This is a genomic window from Leclercia pneumoniae (assembly GCF_017348915.1).
Taxonomy (GTDB): Bacteria; Pseudomonadota; Gammaproteobacteria; order Enterobacterales; family Enterobacteriaceae; genus Enterobacter; species Enterobacter pneumoniae.
The window spans coordinates 486,925-509,042 of the sequence record NZ_CP071383.1 but is presented as its reverse complement, the minus strand read 5'-3'; the positions used below and the strand labels follow the sequence as shown (position 1 = coordinate 509,042).

The 22,118-nt window shown below is 59.3% G+C and carries 21 protein-coding genes and 1 tRNA gene; 8 read left to right on the top strand and 14 right to left on the bottom strand.

Translation table 11 applies throughout. The features are described 5' to 3' along the window. Positions 1–71: 71 nt before the first annotated feature. The 4 genes from JZ655_RS02375 (at position 72) to JZ655_RS02360 (ending at position 2,612) form a co-directional block, all read left to right on the top strand. The gene (locus JZ655_RS02375) at positions 72–254 is read left to right on the top strand and encodes a hypothetical protein (RefSeq protein WP_207292904.1); all 183 of its coding nucleotides are present in this window, start codon (positions 72–74) and stop codon (positions 252–254) included. Then, positions 251–1,408: an MFS transporter gene (locus JZ655_RS02370; RefSeq protein WP_207292903.1), complete on the top strand. Its 1,158-nt coding sequence runs from the start codon at positions 251–253 to the stop codon at positions 1,406–1,408. Before JZ655_RS02375 ends, JZ655_RS02370 begins: the two co-directional genes overlap by 4 nt. 1 nt (position 1,409) lies before the next feature. Beyond that, entirely contained in the window at positions 1,410–1,796 is a 387-nt protein-coding gene (locus JZ655_RS02365; RefSeq protein WP_207292902.1) for a VOC family protein, read from the top strand. A 198-nt stretch (positions 1,797–1,994) separates the two neighbouring features. Beyond that, complete coding sequence (locus JZ655_RS02360; RefSeq protein WP_207292901.1) at positions 1,995–2,612, top strand: response regulator transcription factor; 618 nt, start codon at positions 1,995–1,997, stop codon at positions 2,610–2,612. Here the strand turns inward: JZ655_RS02360 and JZ655_RS21580 are convergent. Genes JZ655_RS21580 through JZ655_RS02335 form a run of 6 tightly spaced genes read right to left on the bottom strand, consistent with a single transcriptional unit; the run spans position 2,604 to position 9,775 of the window. Then, on the bottom strand, positions 2,604–5,552 hold the full coding sequence (locus JZ655_RS21580) for a GAF domain-containing sensor histidine kinase (protein WP_425352461.1): 2,949 nt from the start codon (positions 5,550–5,552) through the stop codon (positions 2,604–2,606). The two genes, JZ655_RS02360 and JZ655_RS21580, sit on opposite strands and share 9 nt — an antisense overlap. 18 nt (positions 5,553–5,570) lie before the next feature. After that, positions 5,571–8,153, bottom strand: coding sequence for an ATP-binding protein (locus JZ655_RS21575; protein WP_425352460.1), 2,583 nt, complete (start codon positions 8,151–8,153; stop codon positions 5,571–5,573). 56 nt (positions 8,154–8,209) lie between these two features. Next, on the bottom strand, positions 8,210–8,578 hold the full coding sequence (locus tag JZ655_RS02350; RefSeq protein ID WP_207292900.1) for a response regulator transcription factor: 369 nt from the start codon (positions 8,576–8,578) through the stop codon (positions 8,210–8,212). Between the two features lie 26 nt (positions 8,579–8,604). Further along, positions 8,605–8,862, bottom strand: a complete 258-nt coding sequence (locus JZ655_RS02345; protein WP_046886470.1) for a DUF1427 family protein — start codon at positions 8,860–8,862, stop codon at positions 8,605–8,607. Next, positions 8,859–9,068, bottom strand: coding sequence for a DUF1427 family protein (locus tag JZ655_RS02340; protein WP_046886469.1), 210 nt, complete (start codon positions 9,066–9,068; stop codon positions 8,859–8,861). The genes JZ655_RS02345 and JZ655_RS02340 overlap by 4 nt, the downstream gene beginning before the upstream one ends. A gap of 59 nt (positions 9,069–9,127) precedes the next feature. Next, entirely contained in the window at positions 9,128–9,775 is a 648-nt protein-coding gene (locus JZ655_RS02335; RefSeq protein ID WP_207292899.1) for a hydrolase, read from the bottom strand. Between the two features lie 72 nt (positions 9,776–9,847). On the opposite strand from JZ655_RS02335, the gene JZ655_RS02330 reads away from it, so the two are divergent. Continuing rightward, a protein-coding gene (locus tag JZ655_RS02330) for an IS3 family transposase (RefSeq protein WP_160435769.1) occupies positions 9,848–10,995 on the top strand; the annotation gives its coding sequence in 2 pieces (ribosomal slippage) (positions 9,848–10,085 and positions 10,085–10,995; 1,149 coding nt in all). An 89-nt stretch (positions 10,996–11,084) separates the two neighbouring features. On the opposite strand, the gene JZ655_RS02325 is transcribed toward JZ655_RS02330, so the two are convergent. The 5 genes from JZ655_RS02325 to rraB all read right to left on the bottom strand — a co-directional run bounded on the left by JZ655_RS02325 (position 11,085) and on the right by rraB (position 14,670). Next, positions 11,085–12,347 carry a tyrosine-type recombinase/integrase gene (locus JZ655_RS02325; protein WP_207292898.1) on the bottom strand — a complete coding sequence of 421 codons (1,263 nt, stop codon included), beginning with the start codon at positions 12,345–12,347 and terminating at the stop codon, positions 11,085–11,087. A 164-nt stretch (positions 12,348–12,511) separates the two neighbouring features. Further along, positions 12,512–12,596: transfer RNA gene (locus JZ655_RS02320), tRNA-Leu, on the bottom strand. Between the two features lie 108 nt (positions 12,597–12,704). After that, positions 12,705–13,421, bottom strand: a complete 717-nt coding sequence (locus tag JZ655_RS02315; RefSeq protein WP_207292897.1) for a topoisomerase II — start codon at positions 13,419–13,421, stop codon at positions 12,705–12,707. A 19-nt stretch (positions 13,422–13,440) separates the two neighbouring features. After that, positions 13,441–14,199 carry a tRNA isopentenyl-2-thiomethyl-A-37 hydroxylase MiaE gene (gene miaE, locus JZ655_RS02310; protein ID WP_040077410.1) on the bottom strand — a complete coding sequence of 253 codons (759 nt, stop codon included), beginning with the start codon at positions 14,197–14,199 and terminating at the stop codon, positions 13,441–13,443. 45 nt (positions 14,200–14,244) lie between these two features. Further along, positions 14,245–14,670 carry a ribonuclease E inhibitor RraB gene (gene rraB / locus JZ655_RS02305; protein WP_040077411.1) on the bottom strand — a complete coding sequence of 142 codons (426 nt, stop codon included), beginning with the start codon at positions 14,668–14,670 and terminating at the stop codon, positions 14,245–14,247. A gap of 98 nt (positions 14,671–14,768) precedes the next feature. Between rraB and argL the strand changes: the two genes are divergently transcribed. From argL to JZ655_RS02295, 3 genes are all read left to right on the top strand, one after another. Next, complete coding sequence (gene argL, locus JZ655_RS21570; protein ID WP_242637295.1) at positions 14,769–14,864, top strand: putative translational regulatory protein ArgL; 96 nt, start codon at positions 14,769–14,771, stop codon at positions 14,862–14,864. After that, positions 14,834–15,838, top strand: a complete 1,005-nt coding sequence (argF, locus tag JZ655_RS02300) for an ornithine carbamoyltransferase (RefSeq protein WP_207292896.1) — start codon at positions 14,834–14,836, stop codon at positions 15,836–15,838. The genes argL and argF overlap by 31 nt, the downstream gene beginning before the upstream one ends. Before the next feature lie 182 nt (positions 15,839–16,020). Further along, the gene (locus tag JZ655_RS02295; RefSeq protein ID WP_207292895.1) at positions 16,021–16,779 is read left to right on the top strand and encodes an IclR family transcriptional regulator; all 759 of its coding nucleotides are present in this window, start codon (positions 16,021–16,023) and stop codon (positions 16,777–16,779) included. A 4-nt stretch (positions 16,780–16,783) separates the two neighbouring features. Here the strand turns inward: JZ655_RS02295 and JZ655_RS02290 are convergent, their stop codons facing one another. The 3 genes from JZ655_RS02290 to JZ655_RS02280 all read right to left on the bottom strand — a co-directional run bounded on the left by JZ655_RS02290 (position 16,784) and on the right by JZ655_RS02280 (position 22,113). Next, the gene (locus JZ655_RS02290; RefSeq protein ID WP_207292894.1) at positions 16,784–18,403 is read right to left on the bottom strand and encodes a glycoside hydrolase family 43 protein; all 1,620 of its coding nucleotides are present in this window, start codon (positions 18,401–18,403) and stop codon (positions 16,784–16,786) included. Positions 18,404–18,415: 12 nt separating this feature from the next. Continuing rightward, positions 18,416–19,795, bottom strand: a complete 1,380-nt coding sequence (locus JZ655_RS02285) for an MFS transporter (protein ID WP_046886434.1) — start codon at positions 19,793–19,795, stop codon at positions 18,416–18,418. A gap of 350 nt (positions 19,796–20,145) precedes the next feature. Next, on the bottom strand, positions 20,146–22,113 hold the full coding sequence (locus JZ655_RS02280) for a YjhG/YagF family D-xylonate dehydratase (protein ID WP_207292893.1): 1,968 nt from the start codon (positions 22,111–22,113) through the stop codon (positions 20,146–20,148). Positions 22,114–22,118: the final 5 nt, after the last annotated feature.

The window sequence follows — 22,118 nt, the reverse complement described above, 5'->3', positions numbered from 1 at the left end:
TTTTTTAAATCGAGCAATAGTGAGCATGATGTTGCATAGAGGCTCACCCTGTCAATCACTGGAGCGTCACCATGAAGCGCGATGATGATTACCGCCAACAAGTGCCCGCCACCAGGCCGCACGATGGCTTCTTGTTTGAACCTGCCGCCCCCGGTGCCCGCGCCGAAGAGCGCGTAGGGCGCGACGCGTCCGGCTCCCCCCTTTTACGTAGCGCCAGCCCGGCCCTCCCCCGACCCAATAAGGATGTTAAATGAGTTTGCAGACCACAGGCCCGGTTCACCGCCTCGCCACCCGGATCGTCTTTTTTATTGCCGGCTACGTCACCGCCACCTGGGCGGTGCTGGTGCCCTATGCCAAAGCCAATACCGGCGTTAACGAAGCCACCCTGGGCTCCCTGCTGCTCTGCCTGGGGATGGGGGCGCTGGTGGCGATGCCGCTTACCGGGATGCTCACCAGCCGTTACGGCTGCCGCAAGGTGATAGTGACCGCGCTGGCTATGGTGATTCTGACCACGCCGCTGCTGGCGATGATCACCAGTCCGCCGCTGCTGGCCGCCGCGCTGCTGCTGTTTGGCGTGGGGGTGGGGGTGACCGACTGCGCGATGAATATTCAGGCCATTATCGTTGAGCGCGACGCGCCTGGCCCGGTGATGTCGGGCTTTCACGGGATGTACAGCGTGGGCGGTATCGCCGGCGCCGGTGCGATGACCCTGCTGCTGACGCTCGGGGCCAGCGCGCCGCTCGCCTGCCTGATCATTATTCTGAGCGTGGCGATCATGCTCGCCGCCAGCCTGAAAGGGTTATTACCCTGGGCTAACCCGGCCTCTGGCCCGGCCTTTGCGATACCGCGTGGCGTGGTGTTACTGATTGGCGCCGTCTGCTTCGCGGTCTTTCTCGCCGAGGGGACGGTGCTCGACTGGAGCGCGGTCTACCTGACGGAGGTGCGTCGCGTACCGGAGTCGCTGGGTGGGCTGGGCTTTACCTGCTTCGCGGTGGCGATGACCCTGCTGCGTTTAACCGGGGATAAGCTCATCGCCCGCATTGGCGCACCGCGTGCGGTGGTGGGCGGCGCCCTCGTCGCGGCCCTCGGCTTCGCGATAGTAACCCTCGTGCCGGTGTGGCAGCTGGCGCTGCTGGGCTACGTGCTGATTGGCGCAGGCTGCGCCAATATTGTGCCGGTGATGTTCTCGGCCGTGGGTCGCCAGAACCGGATGCCGCAGTCGGTGGCAGTGCCAGCCATCACCACCCTGGGTTATCTCGGTGTCCTGGCCGGGCCGGCGGTAATTGGCTATGTTGCCTACGCCACCTCGTTAACTCAGGCCTTTATGATCATTATGGCCCTGATGCTGGTCGTGGCAGGGTTTTCCCTGACGGTCACCTCAGGTCAACACGCGCAACGTGAGGGATAAGATGAAAATTGCACATGTCGCACTCTGGACCCGCAACCTGGAGGCCCAGGTCGCCTTCTGGCAGCAGGTATTTAACGGGCGCAGCAACGACCGCTATCTCAGTAAAAACCGGCCGGGATTTGCCTCGCACTTTATTACTCTGGCCGACGGCCCCACCGTTGAACTGATGACGGTGCCGGATCTGCCGGATGCTCCGCCGCATGCGGAGTTTATCGGCTGGGCGCACATTGCCCTGGACGTGGGCAGCAAAGCCGATGTGGATCGGATGGCGGCGCAGGCGCGTCTTAACGGGACCCTACTCAGCCCTCCGCGAATGACCGGCGACGGATTTTATGAAGCGGTTATCGCCGACCCGGACGGCAACAGAATTGAGCTGGTGGGGGAGTAATTCCCCCTTTTTTACACGCCAAAATTATCTCTTCCCCGACATTCATACGGTTATCATATTGTTAAATGATAATGATAATTAATGTGTTAAAATTAATGCGTTCATAAAACTGCCGCCTGACCAGCATCGATAAAGGCGCGGTTTTCACGCTGTACGAAATCCTCTCATCTTTATCAGGCTGAAACATTGGGGTTATTAATGGAACACATTGTCTACGTCGTCGATGATGATCATGCTGTCCGGCGGTCCGTGGTCGGGCTGCTGGAATCTGCCGGATTGAATGCGATTGCCTTCTCCTCGGCGGAATCTTTTCTGCAACACCCTTTCGAAGATCTCCCCTCCTGCGTGGTGCTGGATATGCAGATGCCCGCCATCAGCGGCTTTGAAGTGGCAGATGCCCTGAAGGCCAGCGGGCGCGAAATTCCGATTATTTATCTTACTGGCCATGGCACCATCCCGATGACCGTGAAGGCGATGAAAGGCGGGGCCTATGAGTTCCTCACCAAGCCGGTGGCATCGAACGACCTGCTGAATACGATTGGCGACGCGCTAAAGCTGGCGCAGGACAACGCGCTCCAGCTACGCGAGCAGTACTCCCTGAAGCAGCGCCATCTCTCCCTTACCCCGCGCGAGCAAGAGGTGCTGCAGCTGGCCATCAGCGGCTTGCTGAACAAGCAGATTGCCGCCGAGCTGGGGGTGAGCGAAATCACGGTCAAAGTCCACCGCCGCCGGGTGATGGATAAGATGCAGGCCCGCTCGCTGGCAGACCTGGTCAGGGCCGCAGAGCGCCTGACCATAAGCCTGCCGTCAGAGTAACGCCTCGCCGCTTGCCAAGGGCAGCGTAAAGGCAAACACGCTGCCGTGGGGATCGCGGTGGCGGGCCGTCAGCTTGCCCCGGTGGCGTTCAATAATGCTGTAGCTGATGGTCAACCCCATCCCCATCCCCTGCGCTTTTGTGGACCAGAATGAGTCGAAAATGCGCTCCATCAGCGCCGGTTCAATACCGGTCCCGCTGTCGGCAATTTCACATCTCACCAGCCCCTCCTCGGGGTTCGAGGTCGAGAGAACCAGAGTGCCCGGCCGCTCCGTGACGTCCGCCATCGCCTCCACGGCGTTCATCACCAGGTTCAGCAGCACCTGCTGGATCTGCACGCTATCGCCCATGATAAAGCTGTTTTCCGCCGCCAGTTCATAGCTGACGTTGATACGGCGCTGCTCCAGTTCGCTGCGCGACAGGGTGATGATATGGCGGATCGCATGGTGCAGATCGAGGCGGGCAAAGGTGGGATCTTGCCGGCGGGTAAGGGATTGCAGGCTGCGGATGATCTCCCCTGCCCGCTCCCCCTCGGAGATGATCTCCTCCAGCCCCATCCGCGCCTTATCCAGCCGGGCCGGATCGCGATTGAGCCAGCGCAGGCTCGCCCCGGCGTTAGAGACGATAGACATCAGCGGCTGGTTGATCTCATGCGCGATAGAGGAGGACAACTGCCCGACGGTGGTGGCACGCGAGACGCGGGCTAAATCGGCCTGCGCCACGCGCATGGCGTCTTCGGCCATACGCTGGCTGGTGATATCGGTGATGATGCCGAAATATTCGTTCACCTCGCTCCCCACGCCCACCGGATCGCCAATCCCCAGAATGGTGCGGGTGGCGCCGTCGGCGCGAATAATTCGGAACTCGGCGCGCATGGTCAGGCCGTCGCGCACACTCTCGGTGACCAGGGTACTGATGCGCGGATAGTCATCCTGATGAACAAAGGTCAGGAACTCCGCCATCGAGATCATCTTCTGCTTTTCAGGCAGGCCGAGGATGCGCGCATACTCTTCGGACATAAACATCAGATCCTGCTGCAGCTCCCAGCGCCAGCTTCCGGTGTGGCTAATCTGCTCGCCGAGCATGAGTGAGGTCTGGCTGGCGCGCAGCTCCTTCTCGACCCGGCGGCGCTGAATGTTCTCCTCCACCAGCTCGGCGTACAGGCGGGCGGTCTCCAGCGAGATGGCCGCATGCGCCCCCAGCAGGCTTACCACGCGGGAGTGTTCAACGGTAAAGACTTCCGGCATCAGGCGGTTTTCCAGGTACAACACCCCCACCAGCCGCGCCTGTTTAAACATCGGCACGCACATCACCGCCGCGCCAGAGGTGACCAGATAAGGATCCTGGCTAAAGGGGTGAAACGCTTCCGGCTTGCCGGTGTGGATCTCCTGGCCGGTGCGGATCACCGCCGCCAGCACAGTGAGTGGCATATCGGAGGCCGTCGGCACGTCTTTCATGATCCGCACCCGCACGCCGTCCGTCGAGGTGATGGCGCTGGCCTCGATCTCCGGAATGGTGTTCTCGCCCACGCGGATCAGCAAGCCGCGCTGGGCGCCAGCACGCTCCAGCAGAATGGTCATCAGGGTTTCGATCAGCCGTTCGAGGTTGATCTCCTCCGACAGCGCGCGCGACGCCTTGATTACGCTTTGCAGATCGCGGATCTCTTCATTGCGCGCAAAGGCCACCGTGTCCCAGGCGTTCGCCTGTCCGGGGGCGAGCAGATAGGGGAAATCCTGCTCCAGCTGACGCATTTTGGATTGCGCCCCGGCCCGCCCCCAGGCCGTTAACGCGCCACGGAAGTGGGCGTCGGCGGCGGTCGGGTAACCGCAGGCGTGAGCAAATCGCCCTGCCAGCTCGTGGGCCATGGCGTTATACGGGCTGAAGCCCGCCTCGCGCGACAGGCGCACCGCCTTCTCATACTGCTCCAGGGCGATGCTGTTCATGCCATCAAGGCGTACGATCTCGGCGTAGATCAGCGCCTCTTTATCGGCAAAGGTGCCCGGATTGATGCGTGCCCAGAGGGCGATCTTGTCATAGTGGAGATGGATCTGGCGGCGAAGATCGGCCGAGAAGGTCTCCGGCGTCAGCTGCTGCGAGAGCGCCAGCGCGCTGTAGAGGTGGTAATCCAGCAGGTGAATATGCCCCGGCGCAGACCAGGCAAACTGCCCGGCCTTTTCGAGGTTTTCCGCCGCCTGCGGGTATTCGCGACAGGCGAAATGGGCCATGCCCCGGTAGAGCCAGAACCAGAACAGCATGGTTGAGGTCTGTTCCGACGCCTGTCCCGGCGCGGCGGGCAGCAAAGATTCCGGCAAGACCTGCGCCGCGCTCCACTGCCCCTCCACCGGAGTGCGCAGATGTTCCACATAGTGGCGCTGAATCAGCAGGGTGGCCTCCACATCCTGGAAATGGGTTTTGCGCACGTAAGCAAGGCCACGCTCAATGCTGGTCAGCACGGCGTCGAGGTGATCGCCCCGGGTCAGGAAGTTGATCACCTGATGGCAGGCGGCAAAGCAGGCCATCGTCATGTCACCGTGGGTCACGGCAGAGGTAAAGCAGGCTTTGGCGCACTCAATGGTGTAAGAGAGCGGCTGCGTCCAGACGCTGAGCTGGTCCAGTGCCAGCAGGGTTTTGGCTTCAAAGGCGTCGTAGCCGTGACGGTTGACCAGCTCCCGCGCCAGGGTACCGTACTGGAACCCGAGGCGATACTCCGCGTAACGTTGGCCAATCAGCACGCCAAACCAGGCCATCGCCGTGGTAGAGGCGCCGGTAATACCGCGATCGAGCGTGAGCGCCATCATCCGGCACAGTAAAAGAAAGTGCAGCCGCGGGTGGGTAAAGCTGGCGAACAGGCTGGCGCTGTTGAGCAGGTTCATCACCGCGTCGGTTTCGTCGTCATCCCTGCGCGCCAGTTCGCGAAAATGGCGATCCGGATTGTCCCCCACGCGGCGGCACAGGCTATGTCAGGCCTCGTCGCACTCGGCGTCATCGGGATAGCGGCTAACGTGAATACCAAAGACCGCCAGCCAGCAGAGCGCCGCCTCCAGCGCCAGCCGGTTGTCGGACTGACGCATATACACTTCCGCCAGCAGGTTGGCCGCCAGCGCTTTTTCCGTTAACCCGCCCGGGGCACCCAGAATGCGATCGCACAGCCTGCGGGTGATATCGAGATTGCCCAGGGCAAACTCGCACCCGGCCTCTTCGAGATCCAGCGCCACATCGCGCACGCTCCCGGCGTTACCCAGCGCGCGGGCGGTCTGAATATAGCTCAGGGCCGACCGGTAATCGCCCGAGCGCCTGGCGCGGCGGGCAGCCAGCAGGCTCAGCTCACGGAACTTCTGCCGCTCGGGGGCGGGCTGAATGCAGTCCAGCGCCGCCGTGACGTGGTGGACGGCACGGAACAGGATCTCGTTGCCTGCCGCCTGGCGTGCCGACTCCGCCAGCACGCAGGCGGTGGTCAGGTGCAGGCGGCTCTTCTCTTCGTTATCCAGCAGCGCAAACGCGGCCTCCTGGACCCGGTCGTGAATAAAGGCATAGTCCCCGTCGCTCAGGGCGATCAGCTGCGCAGTCACTGCCGGGTGCAGGGCATAGCGGATCTCCGCGACAGACATCCCCACCACGCGGCAGACCATCTCCAGCTCGCCGCTGCCGCCCAGGCAGGCGATGCTCCCCAGCAGATGGCGGGTCTCTTCCGGCATCTCTTCCAGCTGCTGTAACACCAGCGTGACCACGTTTTCGGTGTAGTGCCGGGCGCGGATGGCCTCAAGATCGTAGCACCACCGGTCCTGGTACTTATTGTGCGTCACCAGCCCGTCATCAACGATGCGGCGGAAAAACTCATGTACAAACAGCGGATTACCGCCGGTTTTTTCGTGAATCAGCCCCGCCAGATCGGCGGTGCTGGCCGAGCGGGTATGGAAGATATCGGCCAGCCAGCGCGAGACCGCCTTCACCGACAGCGCCTCCGGGCGTAGCTCGACGGTGTTGCGCGATGCGCGCTGCAAGTTGGCCAGCGACAGCTCATGCGCGCTGTCATCCCGATACGCCACCACCATCAGCATGGGGAGGGTACTGCCGCTGGTCAGGAGGTCCTGCAGGATCTGCAGGCTGGCGGGATCTATCCAGTGGATATCATCCAGCAGCAGCACCAGCGGGCAGCCCTGGCTGGCAAAAGCTTTCACCAGCGCCAGCACCATCTGGCTAAAGCGCGCCCGGGCATCGGTCGAAAAGGTATCGCTGGAGAAACGCGGTTTGTTATCCAGCAGCAGGCCCAGCTCCGGCACCAAGCCGACGGCTAAGGTTTCGTAGCCCTCCAGATCGCGCGACAGGCGAACTTTCCACTGGGCCACCTCCTCGGTGGACAAGCCCAGCAGATGCAGCGCCAGGGCGCGAAACGCCGAGGTGAGCGCCGCATAGGGTAGCGCGGGAGAAAACTGATCCACCTTGCCTACTGCCAGCAGCACGTTGCGGTGCTGGAGCGCCTTCAGCCCCGAGGCGATCAGCGACGATTTACCAATCCCCGATGGGCCGCTGATGGTCACCAGCCCGGCCAGGTTATCGCGGCACACCCGATCAAAGGCGTTAAGCAGCTCCGCCGCCTGGGGATGGGCATTGTAGAGGGTATCGGTCAGATAAAAGGCTGGGGAGCGATCCTGCAGGCCGGGGGTAAAGGCCGCGATATCCCCGTCGTCGCTCAGGGTCGCCTGGCAGCGGCGCAGATCGGCTATCAGCCCGTCCACGGTCTGATAGCGGTGCTCGGGTCTTTTCGCCAGCAACTTAAGGACGATAGCCGAGAGCATGGCCGGAATACCGGGCAAGATGGCCCCCGGCGCCCGGGGCTCAGAGGCGATGTGGTAGTGAGCCCACTTGCCCTGATCCTGGCCCCCCAGCTCAAAGGGCAGGCTGCCGGTCAGCAGTTCGTAGAGTACGACGCCGAGGCTATAGAGATCGCTGCGGCTATCCACCGCTCTGTGGGTGCGGGTGGTGTGCTCCGGTGACATATAGGCGGGGGTGCCGCCGGTCACCGACAGCCGCGTCTGGCTGAGATCCTCTGCGCCACCGGACGACAGGCCAAAGCCCCCCAGTCGACAGCGATGTTCGTCATCGATAAAAATATTGCCGGGCTTGATATCCCCGTGCACCAGGTTGCGCAGGGGGAGGCAGATGCGGATCGCCAGATCGAGAAAGTGCTGCATGCCGGCCATCGGCGTGCCGACCCTGCGGGTCAGCAGCACAAAGGCGAAGGGGGCATAAACCAGGGCAAAGCGTCCGTGATATTGCGTGCTGGCCACCGGGCGCACGGCCCAGTCGTCGCTCAGGTACTCACGCAGGGCAAACTCATTGCGCAGCAGGCGCGTTGCGCTGGCCTCTTCCTCATCACTGACGGCGGTCGCGATGATAAACACACCGCCGGAGGCAGGCAGGCGTGCGTTCAGCCAGCAGAGGCTACCCTCCTGCCCCAGCGGCGTAAAAATGACGTCTTCTTTAAGCACAAAAGCCTGCCCCTCAGAGAGATTCTCAGGGGCAGGCAGCGATGGGTTGTTCATCCACGTTCCTTATTTTTCTTCATTAATGGTTCTCGTGGGGGTGCGGTACAGGGTTTTCAGGTCTGCAGGGCGTGCGCGATGTGCGCCAGCAGAACATCAATGTTTATCGGTTTGGGCAGAAACGCCACGGCTCCTGAATGCATAGCGTAGCGCTGCATGTTGTCATCTGCATGACCAGAAATAAGAATGACAGGCGGCGGGACGGAGGCGAGCAGCTGTAGCTTCTCTACCATTTCGATGCCGGTCATGCCCCGCAGCCGGATATCGGCAACCACCAGGGCGATCTCCGCCAGAATGGTAGGATGGCTGAGAAACCCCTCTGCGGAGTCAAAGGTCTCGGTGGCATACCCCTCAGACTGCAGCAGGTTGCTTAACCCACTGCGGACAGAGCGTTCATCATCAATGATAGCTATGTGCTGCGGCATGCTGGCTTTCCTCAAACTGGACGTGATTATCCCTCGCTACCGTCGCCGGGACGCGGAGGAGGCGCAGTGCCGCTAATTTTGGGTACACACTCATGACGAAACCACGTCAACGTCAACTGACGACTCAGCAAACGGCGGCCGATCGGGATCAGCTGTTCACCCACCAGCATGCCAAACAGCCCCATCAGCGCGACAACAGGGGGCGCCGGGGAGTGTACATCAATAGCGGCATAAATCACGCCTGCCAACATTCCACACAGCAGGGAAACAACCCAGGCTTTCATGACGAGGCTCCTGTTGAGAGGGTAACGGGCGCTTTTTGTGCCGTCTCATCGGCATGCAGAAAATGACGGGTCGCCTGCTCACCTGCCAGCATCCCCAGCAGGCCAATCAGCGCCAGCGCGGGCGGCGCGGGAGATCGCACTTTCAGCAGCGCGTAAAGCAGGCCGATAAGCACGCCTGCCGCGAGGGAAATTAACCCAGTACTCATGATGAACTCCAGAGAGGTCAGAAGCAGGCCGGATGAGGGCCCAGCCTGCCGCTGAAAACTTAGCGAACCGGAGCCGGTACTGGCGCCAGGGTTTCGTGCTCGCTCTTCTGGCGAGATGGCGCGTTGTGCACCATGGTGTAGGCGTAGTCCACACCCATGCCGTAGGCGCCGGAGTGCTCACGCACGATATCCATCACCGCGTTGTAGGTCTCTTTACGCGCCCAGTCACGCTGCCACTCCAGCATCACCTGCTGCCAGGTTACCGGGATCACACCGGCCTGGATCATGCGCTGCATCGCGTAGTCGTGCGCCTCTTTAGAGGTGCCGCCCGAGGCGTCCGCCACCATATAAATCTCGTAGTCACCTTCCAGCATGGCGCACAGAGCGAAGGTGTTGTTGCACACTTCGGTCCACAGACCGGATACCACCACCTTCTTCTTGCCGTTAGCTTTCAGGGCATCACGCACTTTCTGGTCATCCCAGGAGTTCATGGAGGTACGCTCAAGGATCTCTTTCCCCGGGAAGACGTCCAGCAGCTCCGGGAAGGTGTTACCCGAGAAGCTTTCGGTTTCAACGGTAGTGATGATGGTCGGGATGTTGAAGACTTTGGCCGACTTAGCCAGCCCTACTACGTTGTTTTTCAGAACCTGACGATCAATAGACTGCACGCCAAACGCCATCTGCGGCTGCTGGTCGATGAAGATCATCTGGCAGTTTGAATCGCCACGGGTTTAACAGACACCTCAGAGTCATTTAAGATGACTTAAAGAGAGGTGCCCATGAGCGGTAAGCGTTATCCCGAAGAGTTTAAAATTGAAGCGGTAAAACAGGTTGTTGATCGCGGCCATTCTGTTTCCAGCGTGGCAACACGTCTCGGTATCACCACCCACAGTCTTTATGCCTGGATAAAGGCATATGGCCCGGATTCCTCAACCAATAAAGTCCAGTCAGACGCTCAGGCTGAGATCCGACGCCTCCAGAAAGAGCTGAAGCGGGTTACCGACGAACGGGACATATTAAAAAAAGCCGCGGCGTACTTCGCAAAGCTGTCCGACTGAGGTACGCCTTTATCCGTGACAACACCTATTGCTGGCCTGTCCGACTGCTTTGTCGGGTGCTGGATGTGCATCCGAGTGGTTTTTACGCCTGGCTTCAGCAGCCGGATTCACGGCGGCATCATGCTGACCTGAGGCTGACGGGGCTGATAAAGCAGTTCTGGCTGGAGTCGGGTTGCGTTTATGGTTATCGCAAGATCCACCTCGACCTGCGGGATACCGGACAACAGTGCGGAGTTAACCGTGTCTGGCGACTGATGAAGCGTGCCGGGATAAGGGCTCAGGTCGGGTACCGTAGCCCACGGGCACGTAAGGGTGAAACCAGCATCGTGACGCCCAACAGGCTCCAGCGGCAGTTCAACCCGGAAGCACCGGATGAGCGTTGGGTAACGGACATCACCTACATCCGGACTCACGAAGGCTGGCTGTATCTGGCTGTGGTTGTTGACCTGTTCTCGCGCAAAGTTATTGGCTGGTCAATGCAGCCCCGGATGACAAAGGATATTGTCCTGAATGCACTTCTGATGGCCGTGTGGCGACGTAATCCTCAAAAGCAGGTGCTGGTTCATTCTGATCAAGGCAGTCAGTACACAAGCTATGAGTGGCAGTCGTTCCTGAAATCACACGGGCTGGAGGGCAGTATGAGCCGTCGCGGTAACTGTCATGACAACGCAGTCGCAGAAAGTTTTTTCCAGCTACTGAAACGTGAACGGATAAAGAAAAAGATCTACGGAACGCGAGAAGAAGCTCGCGGTGATATTTTTGATTACATCGAAATGTTTTATAACAGTAAGCGTCGGCATGGTTCGAGTGATCATATGCCACCAACTGAATACGAAAAACAATATTATCAGCGGCTCGGAAGTGTCTAGATTATCTGTGGCGATTCAAGAAGATGTATAAATTTTTGTTAAGTGGAGGCTAGAAGACCTCCACTTAAATTAGAAAACAACCACCTTATTTAATTATTATATTTTTTACCGTAATCATATGGTGTAATCATTTTGACTCTACTCTCTTCCAAGTAGTTAGCCCACCATTGCACCATCAGCCTACGCTCATCCAAGTGCTCAGAAGTATGAATATAAGCTGCACGCACATTATTACGCTCTGAATGGCTCAACTGCCGTTCTATCGCGTCATCGCTCCATAACCCTGACTCACCGAGCGCACCACGCGCCATCGTCCTGAATCCATGCCCGCAAACCTCAGTTTTCGTGTCATACCCCATCGCACGCAACGCACTATTTACCGTGTTTTCACTCATGACCTTAGTTGCATCGTGATCCCCCGGAAAAAGCAGCTCTTTATCACCACTAATCTGCTTTAACTGGGCTAACAAAATCATCGCCTGCCGACTAAGCGGAACGATATGCTCCTCTTTCATCTTCATGCCACGGTATGAGTAACGCACGCCTTTAATTTCTTCTCGCTTTGCAGGTACACGCCAAAGAGATTTATCGAAATCAAACTCTTCCCAACGAGCAAAGCGTAACTCGCTGGAACGTACAAAAGTTAGCAGAGAAAGCTCAACCGCGATCCGCGTCATTACACGGCCACGATATGCATCAAGACGAGCAAGAAACTCAGGGAACCGGCTAGAGGGTAAAGCAGGATAGTGTCGTGCTTTGGTTGTTGATAAAGCACCAGCCATATCACTGGCCGGGTTAGAGTCGATGTAATCGTTCTTTACGGCATAACGCATAATGGCCGTCACACGCTGCTGAAGACGCTGTGCGACGTCATGTTTGCCACTGGCATCAACTTTTTTAATCGGGGCTAACAGGTGGCTGGTTTTGAGCTGGCGAATGTCGGACGAACCGATATGAGGGAAGATATAAAGCTCAAGATAGCGAAGAACGCGCGATCGATGGTCTTCACTCCAGCGCTTGTTACTGGCATGCCATTCGCGAGCAATGGTTTCGAAAGTATATGCACCCGAATTCTCGGCCTGAGCTTCTTTCTGTTCGGCTTTTGGGTCAATGCCCTGTACTAACAGCTTTTTAGCTTCGTCGCGCTTGGCTCTTGCCTGAGCAAGCGTCACAGTAGGCCAAACACCAAAAGCAAGGCGATCCTCTTTTTTGTCAGAGGGGCGTCTGTATTTCATGCGCCAGTATTTAGACCCCTTAGCCGAAACTTCGAGATACAAACCGCCGCCATCGGCCATTTTGTAGGTTTTGTCTTTGGGCTTTGCGGTCTCTACCTGCCTGGCGTTGAGCTTCATTTTGGGGGCACATTTCTAATCGAAGTTAAGATGCCCCCAATTATGCCCCCAATGACATCCGGATTTCAACGGACAACCTCGGACGACTCAGGACGTAAAAATCGCTGCAAGCATTGATTTTTAAGGGAAAATTGGACTTTCTCGGATGGTCTTGGAAGTACTAATGGTGCCGAAGGCCGGACTCGAACCGGCACGTATTTCTACGGTTGATTTTGAATCAACTGCGTCTACCGATTTCGCCACTTCGGCACTGAAGGGGATGCGGAAACGTTGTGGATTATACCTGTCACGCGCCGCCATGCAAGCGGCGGCGCGCTAAACCTGCGCTAAGTGTTGAAAAAACCAGCGTAACCGCTCTTACAGGTCCGACACCGCATAGCGGATCAGCCCGGCGGCGTTCTTCTCTGGCAGCGTCAGCACGTTGTTCCACAGGTCCTGCACCAGCTCGCAGCTTACCTTCTCTTTGCCCAGCGCCTTGTTCGGCGCCTGCAGCAGTTCGAAGTCCTGGCCGTACTTCTCGGCCAGCTTCTGCACAATCGGCACCACGTCGGTCTCGGCGCGTTTTACCTCTTCCGGGGTCACGGTGTGCTTGTTCGGGCCGAAGGCGGCACGCATCATGGTGGCATCTGCCTCCATGCGGCGCTGCATCAGCTCTTTACTCAGCAGGCGCATCGGGTTCACGCCCCCTTTCACCTCCGGGTACAGGAAGCGGAAGCAGCTATCGTCGCTCACCTTCTGCATGGCGGCGGTCTGCTCCATATTGATCTTCATATACTCCACCACGTTGGCGTCCGGGGCGTTTTGCAGGCGCGCCATCTGCAGATGCAAAATCTGCGGCTGGATGGTGTCGATAATCTGCTGCTCGTTCTTGCCCGCCTTTTGCAGGGCGATCATCTCGTCCTGCACTTTTTTGCGGAACGCCGGGTCTTGCTCTTTAATCACCTGCCACACCGGCATGCTGCCCAGCGCGGTGTCGAGCTGCTGTTCCGTGGTGGGCTGCTGGTCGCGAAAGATCCAGCCCGCTACTACCATGCCCAGCACGACGGCTGCCGCAATACCTAACCCCTTTTTCATTATCCATTGTCCTTATCAATTAAACCGGCACGCCGCTATGAAAGCGGAACTCGCTATCTGCAGACGTGATAAGCGTAGCCTCGACATCGCCAAAGTGCTTAATGCGTGGAGTGATGTCTTCGTCACTCACCTGCTGCGCAAGGTGCAGATAGTCCTGATAATGGCGCGCCTCAGAGCGCAGCAAAGACAGGTAAAACTTCTGCAGGTCGTCGTCGAGGAAGGGGGCCAGCGCGGCAAAGCGCTCGCAGGAGCGCGCCTCGATATAGGCCCCACAGATCAATTTGTCGATCAACGTTAGCGGCTCGTGGGTGCGCACGGCTTTCAGCATCCCTTTGGCGTAGCGGCTGGCGGTGATTTTGACGTACGGGATGTTACGCGTGACCATCGCCTCGCGCACCTGCCAGAAATGGTGCAACTCTTCTTTAATTAACAACACCATGCTGTCGATAAGCGCCTGGCCCCAGGGGTCGTCGGTTTTGGGCATCACGCTTTTGCTTATCTGCTTATGCAGGGCAATAAAGTCGGGTTCCGGCCCGTCGCGAAAGGTGAAGGCTTCGTAGGGCTTAAGCCACGCCAGCAGCGCGTCGGCACCGCTTTCATCGGCGACGTATTTACGTACCAGAAGCAGTGCGGTCTGGGCGGCCTTCAGTTCGCACACCATATGATCGGTAAGCAACAGCGGCAGGTTGGCCGGGTCGCGGGCTTTGTCTATCCACGCTTGCGGGGTGGGGCACGGGAGGAAGTTAAGAACGGGAGCAAGTATCTGCGGGTAATCCATGTTTGAACCTTGAAAGCGGCAGTGTGCACTGCCGCTAATACGCTATTAGTGACGCACGCCGTCGTCATCTTCGTCGACGTAATCTTCGTCGTCGCCTTCTTCACCCTCTTCGCCGTTCGGATCTTCGAAGTAGGTGCCCCAGCCGTCGTACTCCACTTCAAAGCGCTCGGCCAGGTCCATCAGCTGTTCTACCTGCGCGTCGATCAGCTCAGCTTTCAGGGCGCCTTCGCTCAGGATATCGCAGCAAATGACGGTGTCGCCCTCTTCCACTTCCAGCTCTTCCGGCTCGGTCACTTCATAACCCAGACGGAACGCCTCCACCGCCAGCTTCTCCAGCGCTTCAAAATCATCCGCAGAGAAATGGTGCTCAATGGTGTACAGCGCATCCGGATCGCTGCCATCTTCCAGCAGCTCTTCAATAATCAGGCGCGTCTCTTCGCGTTGCTCTTCCAGTAGTTCCGGGTTTGCCATGGCTCAATCCTCTTTAAAGTGCGGCAGTACTTCTATTTTCACACACGGATGTGTTTGCCTCCACCTTTCGACGAAAGATTTGTGAAACAGGGTTGCAAATGAATATTCATATAGATAAATTGAATTTTAATTCAATAGGTGGCCTCTGCCATGTGAGGATAAAATGTCTGAACTGTTTAAAAAACACTTCCTGAAATTGCTCGACTTTACCCCTGCCCAGCTTACCGGGCTGCTCGCCCTGGCGGCGCAGCTGAAGTCCGATAAGAAAAAAGGGACTGAAGTACAAAAGCTTACTGGCAAAAACATCGCGCTCATCTTCGAAAAAGACTCAACCCGTACCCGATGCTCTTTCGAAGTTGCCGCTTTTGACCAGGGCGCTCGCGTCACTTATCTCGGCCCAAGCGGCAGCCAGATTGGGCATAAAGAGTCAATTAAAGACACCGCGCGGGTGCTGGGCCGCATGTATGACGGCATACAATATCGTGGTCATGGCCAGGAAGTGGTCGAAACCCTGGCGCGGTTTGCCGGCGTGCCAGTGTGGAATGGGCTAACCAATGAGTTCCATCCTACGCAGCTGCTGGCGGACCTGCTGACCATGCAGGAGCATCTGCCGGGCAAGGCGTTTAACGAGATGGTGCTGGTCTATACCGGCGATGCCCGTAATAACATGGGTAACTCGATGCTCGAAGCGGCAGCGCTTATGGGGCTGGACCTGCGCCTGGTGGCGCCACAAGCCTGCTGGCCGGAAGCGAGCCTGATAGCCGAGTGCAGCGCCCTGGCCGAGAAGAACGGCGGTAAGATCACCCTCACCGAAGATGTGGCAGCCGGTGTGAAAGGGGCCGACTTTATCTATACCGACGTCTGGGTGTCGATGGGCGAGCCGAAGGAGAAGTGGGCGGAGCGGATTGCTCTGCTGCGCGGTTATCAGGTGAATAGCCAGATGATGGCGCTGACCGGCAACCCGAACGTCAAGTTCCTGCACTGTCTGCCCGCCTTCCACGATGACCAGACCACCCTGGGCCAGCAGATGGCGAAGGAGTTTGATCTGCACGGCGGCATGGAAGTGACCGATGAGGTCTTTGAATCCCCGGCGAGTATCGTGTTTGACCAGGCGGAAAACCGCATGCACACCATTAAGGCGGTGATGGTGGCGACGCTGGGGGAGTGATCTCAGGTTTGTCCTCTGCGGTCTGATGCCCTCACCCCGGCCCTCTCCCACAGGGAGAGGGAGCAAATAATAAAAAGCCAACTTACGTTGGCTTTTGCTTTTACCTTGGCGCCATTCGATTGATTTTTCAGCGAAAAACAGGTACTTTTTTCGCCTGTTTCCAGCGCGAGCGATGCCTGATTATGCCTATTATTCAATCTGTTGAACGTGCCTTACAGATCCTCGACCTCTTTAACGAGCAGGCCACGGAGCTGAAGATCACTGACATCAGCAAACAGATGGGGCTGAGTAAAAGCACGCTTCACTCGCTGCTCAAAACCCTGCAACTGCATGGCTATATCGATCAGAACCCGGAGAACGGTAAATATCGCCCCGGCATGAAGCTGGTCGAGCGCGGTCATTTTGTGGTGAGCACCATCGACATCCGCCAGAAGGCGAAAACCTGGCTGCAGGCGTTGTCCGATCGCACCGGGCAGACCACCCACCTGGGAATCCTGGACGGGCGCGAAGGGGTCTATATCGAGAAGATTGAAGGCAAGCTCGCGGCCATCGCCTATTCGCGCATTGGCCGTCGCCTGCCGGTGCATGCCACCGCCATCGGGAAAGTGTTGATTGCCTGGCTCGGCGAGGCGGAGCTGAATGCCCTGCTGGAAGGGTACGACTACGCCACCTTTACCCCGGCGACCCTTGCCAGCCGCGAGGCACTGCTGGCGGCGCTGGCCGAAACCCGTGCGCAGGGCTACGCCCTGGACAGCGAAGAGAACGAACAGGGAGTGCGCTGCGTGTCGGTGCCGGTGCGCAACCATGAATCACGCGTCATTGCCGCGCTAAGCCTCTCTACCCTCACCTCCCGGGTGGACGACGCGGAGCTGGCCCGCTTCCGCGAGCAGTTGCAGGAGGCCGGACAGCAGCTGTCACGAGCCCTCGGCTGCCCGGCCTGAGGCGTTACGCCTCTTCTGGCGTGTAGCTAAAGTAGTCGAAATCAGCGTGGCAACCGTCACCGCTGATATCCTCGCAGTGCAGCCCGACAAAGGCCCCGGTAAAGAAGCCGCGCCCGCCAATATAGTCATCTGACAACTTCCACGCCTCGAAGGAGATAGGAACGCTGTGCCAGGTTTCACCGTCGAAGGAGTAGCTGTAGTGATACTCAAGACGATCGACCTCCACCCGCAGCCAGATGCTTTGTGCATCGTCCGGCACCGGGATGGGCTGCTCGTGCAGCGGCCAGAGCGGCTGGTTCTGATCGAGCTGAATCACCTTCAGAGTGCGCCCCTGCCCCTCCTCGTAATCGACAAAGCAGTAGCTCCAGTTTTTGCTGTTGTAGTAACAGGTGAGCCCGGCGCTCTGCTGGAAGTGGCGCGGCGAAAATTCCATGCGCGTCTCGGCCGTAAAGGTGAAATGCTGCCAGCGGCGTGCGACGGTAGATTGCACAAAGGTCGAGTTCAGGGAGTCGTTGCCGTACAGCCGCAGCCAGCCAGCGCGGGCGCTCAGGGAGCCGAGCGAGGCATCGAACGGGATGCGCAGGGTCTGCAGCTCCGGGTCGAGGGTCGCGCTGTCAAAGTCATCCCGCCAGGTGGCGGGCGCGGCCACGTTGCTCTCTGCCATCTGCGGCCCCGGCACGCTGAGCTGCGCGTGCTTGCCCCCTTCCACGTACGGCCAGCCGTCGCGCCATGCGATGCGGGCGATGCCCGTCTCGCGCCCCAGCGAGCAGTAGCCGCGCCCGCCGCTTGCCAGCAGCGGGATACCCGGCCTGCGTTGCGGGCGGCTGGTGAGGTAGGCCATAAACCACTCTCCGGTGTGAGTCTGGAGCAGCGAGCCGTGGCCGCTCTTTTGCAGCGGATTCTCCGGCAGGTGCCAGCTGGTCATCATCGAGACCTCCGGGTGCAGTTCGTAGGGCCCCTCCAGCGTGCGGGAACGCAGCACCACCACCGCGTGCTCGTAGCTGGTGCCCCCCTCCGCCACCAGCAGATAGTACCAGCCCTCTTTACGATAAAGGTGCGCCCCCTCGGTGTAGCCCAGCGGCGTGCCGGTGAAGAGCGTTTTACGCTCCGGCGACAGGGTGTGGGTCTCGGGGAAGTACTCCTGCATCACGATGGTGTTATGCGGATTACTGTGGTGGCGCGGCCCCCACGGGCGGTAGAGGTAGTATTTGCGTCCATCGTCGTCATGGAACAGGGACGGATCAAAGCCGCCGTTGCCCATCGGGATCGGCTCGCTCCACGGCCCCTCGACGGAGGGGGCGGTGACGAGGAAGTTGCGCCCGTTTTTCCAGGGTGAATCGACAATTTTAACGTCGGTGTAGAGCAGCCAGAACTGCCCGTCGGCGTAGCTCAGGCACGGCGCCCAGATCCCGCCGGAGTCCGGGTTGCCTTTCATGTCCAGCAGCGACACGCGGTCCAGCGGGGTACTCGCCAGCCGCCAGTTTTTCAAATCCCGGGAGTGGTAAATGCGCATGCCAGGGAACCACTCGAAGGTGGAGGTGGCGATGTAGTAATCCTCGCCCTGCCGGCAGAGCGACGGGTCCGGGTTAAAGCCGGTCAGAATGGGGTTGTTAATGGTGTACATGGTGCCTCCTGCTTAATGCGATGCTGCGGTGGTGGCCGCCGGAAGATCGTCGCCTCTGGCCGCCCGGTGCTTGATCAGCTGCTGACTGATAGCCTCCACGCGCGCGTCCGTGAGCTTGTAAAAAGAGAGCATGATGAACATGCCCACGTAGAGAATGACCGGCACCACGCAGAACAGGATTTTGATGGTGGAGAGCACTTCCACCGGCTGCACGCTGCTGCTGGCGGAGTAGTTCACCCAGGCCAGGATCCAGCCTACCAGCGCGCCGCCAATGGCCAGGCCAATCTTCAGGGCGAAGAGATAGGTCGAGAACACCAGCCCGTCCAAGCGGCGGCCGCTGCGGCTCTCTTCGTAATCCACCACGTCCGAGGCCATCAGCCACTGCAGCGGCGTGGTGGTGTTAAAGACAAACAGGAACAGGATATTCAGGGCAAAGATCAGCGCGATGTGCTCGGCTGGCGTAAAGAAGATCAGCAGGCTAATCAGGGAGTAGGCCACGATGATCCACTTGAAGGCTTTAACGCGATCGAAGCGGCCCAGCAGCCGGGATGAGCAGAGCGAGCCAAACATGGTGGCGATGCTGCCGTACAGCAGAAACTGGGTCGCCATCTCCGGATGGTCCATCACATATTTCACGAAGTAGAGCGTGGCCCCGCCGCGCACCACGTTGGAACAGGTCGCCATCATTTTAAAGGCACACATAATGCGCCACTGGCTGTTGCCCAGCAGCAACTTAAGATCTTTCGAGACCGACGCCCCCGGCTGCACCTCAAAGGTGTAGCGCTCTTTGGTGGTGAAGAAGCAGACGTAGAGCAGCACCACGCCGCAGAGCCCCAGTACGCACATGGCACCGAAGTAGCCGAGCTGTTCGTCACCGCGGCCGATGATCCCCACCAGCGGCAGCGCGATACCGCTGATCGCCAGCGATCCCGCCGCCGCCAGGAAGAAGCGCCACGACTGCAGGGCATGACGCTCTTTCGGATCGGCGGTGATCACCCCCGGCATGGCGCAATAGGGCACGTTAACGAAGGTGTAGACCAGCGTCAGCAGGATGTAGGTAACGCAGGCGTAGATGATTTTGCCATTGGCCGAAAACTCGGGCGTGTAGAAGGTGAGCATGCAGACCAGGCCAAAGGGGATCGCCCCCCACAGCAGAAACGGGCGGAACTGGCCGTGGCGCGTGCGGGTGCGGTCCACCAGTAGCCCCATCAGCGGGTCGGTCACGGCATCCAGCACGCGAGAGACTAAAAACAGCGTGCCCATTATCCCCGCCGAGAGGCCAAACACGTCGGTGTAGAAATAGGCCAGCAGGAACATGGTGGCCTGCCAGACGAAACCACAGGCGGTGTCACCCAGCCCGTAGCCAATTTTATCTTTCATGGTTAACTGCATCTTTACCCCCAACGCAAAGTGGAACGGTACCGACGTCAGGGACCTGAGCCAGGGAAAAAGTGCCCCGGCGCATCGACAGGAATACACCCTTTGGTCATCTGATTAATTACAAACTCGTGTTAATAAAGTGTAATAAGGGGCTTATTTTTCCGGCAATGGTCATTTCTGGTTTATGAATTATGATATTTTGCTTTTGTGATTCCGGTCGTTATCAGCGCACCAGGTAGAATATTTTTATCTTATATTTTAGTAAGTTATTAAATTATTCTTGCGTTAATCTAAATATATTTCAGACAGCAAAAAGCCGTCCGCGAATTTCTATTCGCAGACAGCCTTTTTTATTTCAGAACCTAAAGTCCGAGCGCTTTTTTACCGGCGTTAATAACCTCGATAATTTTATCTACGTCGTAAATACAGCCTTTCCAGGTGCCACCGCTCACCGACTGCAGTGCCGCCCACAGGCGGGTGTCGTCCGGCAGAAAATCGTGGGCGTGCAGTTCCGGATGCGGTGCGCGCAGGGCCAGCACCGCCGCCCCCTGCGCCGGGGTAAGGGGGTCGTCCAGCGTGCCGATAAAGTTCACGCTCCCGGTCAGGCGAAGGCGATCGACCTCGATGGCGATGATGTCGTTATCGCGCAGCTTGCCAATCGGCCCGCCCGCCAGCGCCTCGGGGGCCACGTGGCCGAAACAGGCCCCGGTTGAAACGCCCGAAAAGCGGGCATCGGTGATCAGCGAGACCGTCTTACCCCAGGAGACATGCTTCAGCGCCGAGGTGAGCTGGTAGGTCTCTTCCATCCCGGTGCCGGAGGGGCCGCCGCCTATCACCACCATGATGTCGCCCTCGGCAATTTCGCCGTTTTTAATCGCTTTAATGGCCCGCGCTTCCGAGACAAACACCCGCGCCCATCCGGTATGACGATAAACACCGTCTTCCCCGACCACTGAGGGATCGATGGCCGTGGCTTTGATTACCGAGCCGTCCGGGGCGATGTTGCCCACCGGGAAAGCCACCGTCGAGGTGAGGCCGCGCGCTTTGGCACGCGCCGGGGGCAGGATCACGTCATCCGGATCCACGCCGTCTTCCTCACGCAGGCACTGGCGGAAGCGCGCCCGGCGCTCGGAGGCCTGCCACCAGTCAAGGTTTTCACCCACCGTCTGGCCGGTGACCGTCATCGCATCTTCATGCAGCAGGCCCAGCGCACGCAGGTGGAGCATCACCTCCGGCACGCCCCCGGCAAGAAACGCCCGCACCGTGGGGTGATAATCCGGGCCGTTCGGCAGCACGCTCACCAGCCGCGGGACGTTACGGTTGATGCGCGTCCAGTGTTCCACATCCGGAATGGTGCAGCCCGCCGCGTGGGCGATGGCCGGAATGTGCAGCAGCAGGTTGGTGGAGCCGCCAAAGGCCGCGTGGATCACCATCGCGTTCTCGATGGCTTTATCCGTCAGGATGTCGCGGGTGGTGATGCCGCGGGTATCCAGCTCGCTCACCGCCCTGGCGGACTGGCGCGATATCTCCAGCCAGACGGCCTGGCCAGAGGGAGCCAGCGCCGAATGGGGCAGCGCCAGCCCTAAGGCCTCGGCCACCACCTGCGAGGTGCCTGCGGTGCCAAGAAACTGACAGCCGCCCCCCGGTGACGCGCAGGCGCGGCAGCCCAGCTCGGCGGCCTCCTGCAACGACAGCTCGTGGTTGGCATAGCGCGCGCCGATGGTCTGAACCTTACCGGCATCTTCCCCGTGCGTCGGCGGCAGCGTGGCCCCGCCCGGCACCAGAATGGTGGGCAGATCGTGCATAGAAGCCAGCGCAATCATGGTGGCGGGCAGCCCTTTATCACAGGTGGCGACGCCAATCACCGCCCGGCGCGTGGGCAGCGAGCGGATAAGCCGCCGAAAGACGATAGCGGCATCGTTACGGTATGGCAGGGAGTCGAACATGCCGTGGGTGCCCTGCGAGCGGCCATCGCAGGGGTCGCTGACAAAGGCGGCAAACGGGATGCCACCGTTACGGGTGATCTCTTTCGCCGCCGCCTGCATTTGCAGGCCAATCTCCCAGTGGCCGGTGTGGTAGCCCAGCGCCACCGGGCGTCCGTCGCCCGCACGGATCCCCCCCTGGGTGCCGATGATCAGCACCTCTTTGCCGGTCAGCTTATTGGCATCCCACCCCATCCCGGCGTTTTGCGTCATGCCGAACAGGTTACCGCTGGGTGATTCCATCAGCATTTGCGGGGTCAGCGGCAGCGCCCCCTGCGGCCCGGCGGCGTGGGTTTTCACCGAGTAGAAGGCGTGATCCTGCGGCGTAAAAATCGTTTCAATCGACATCGTGA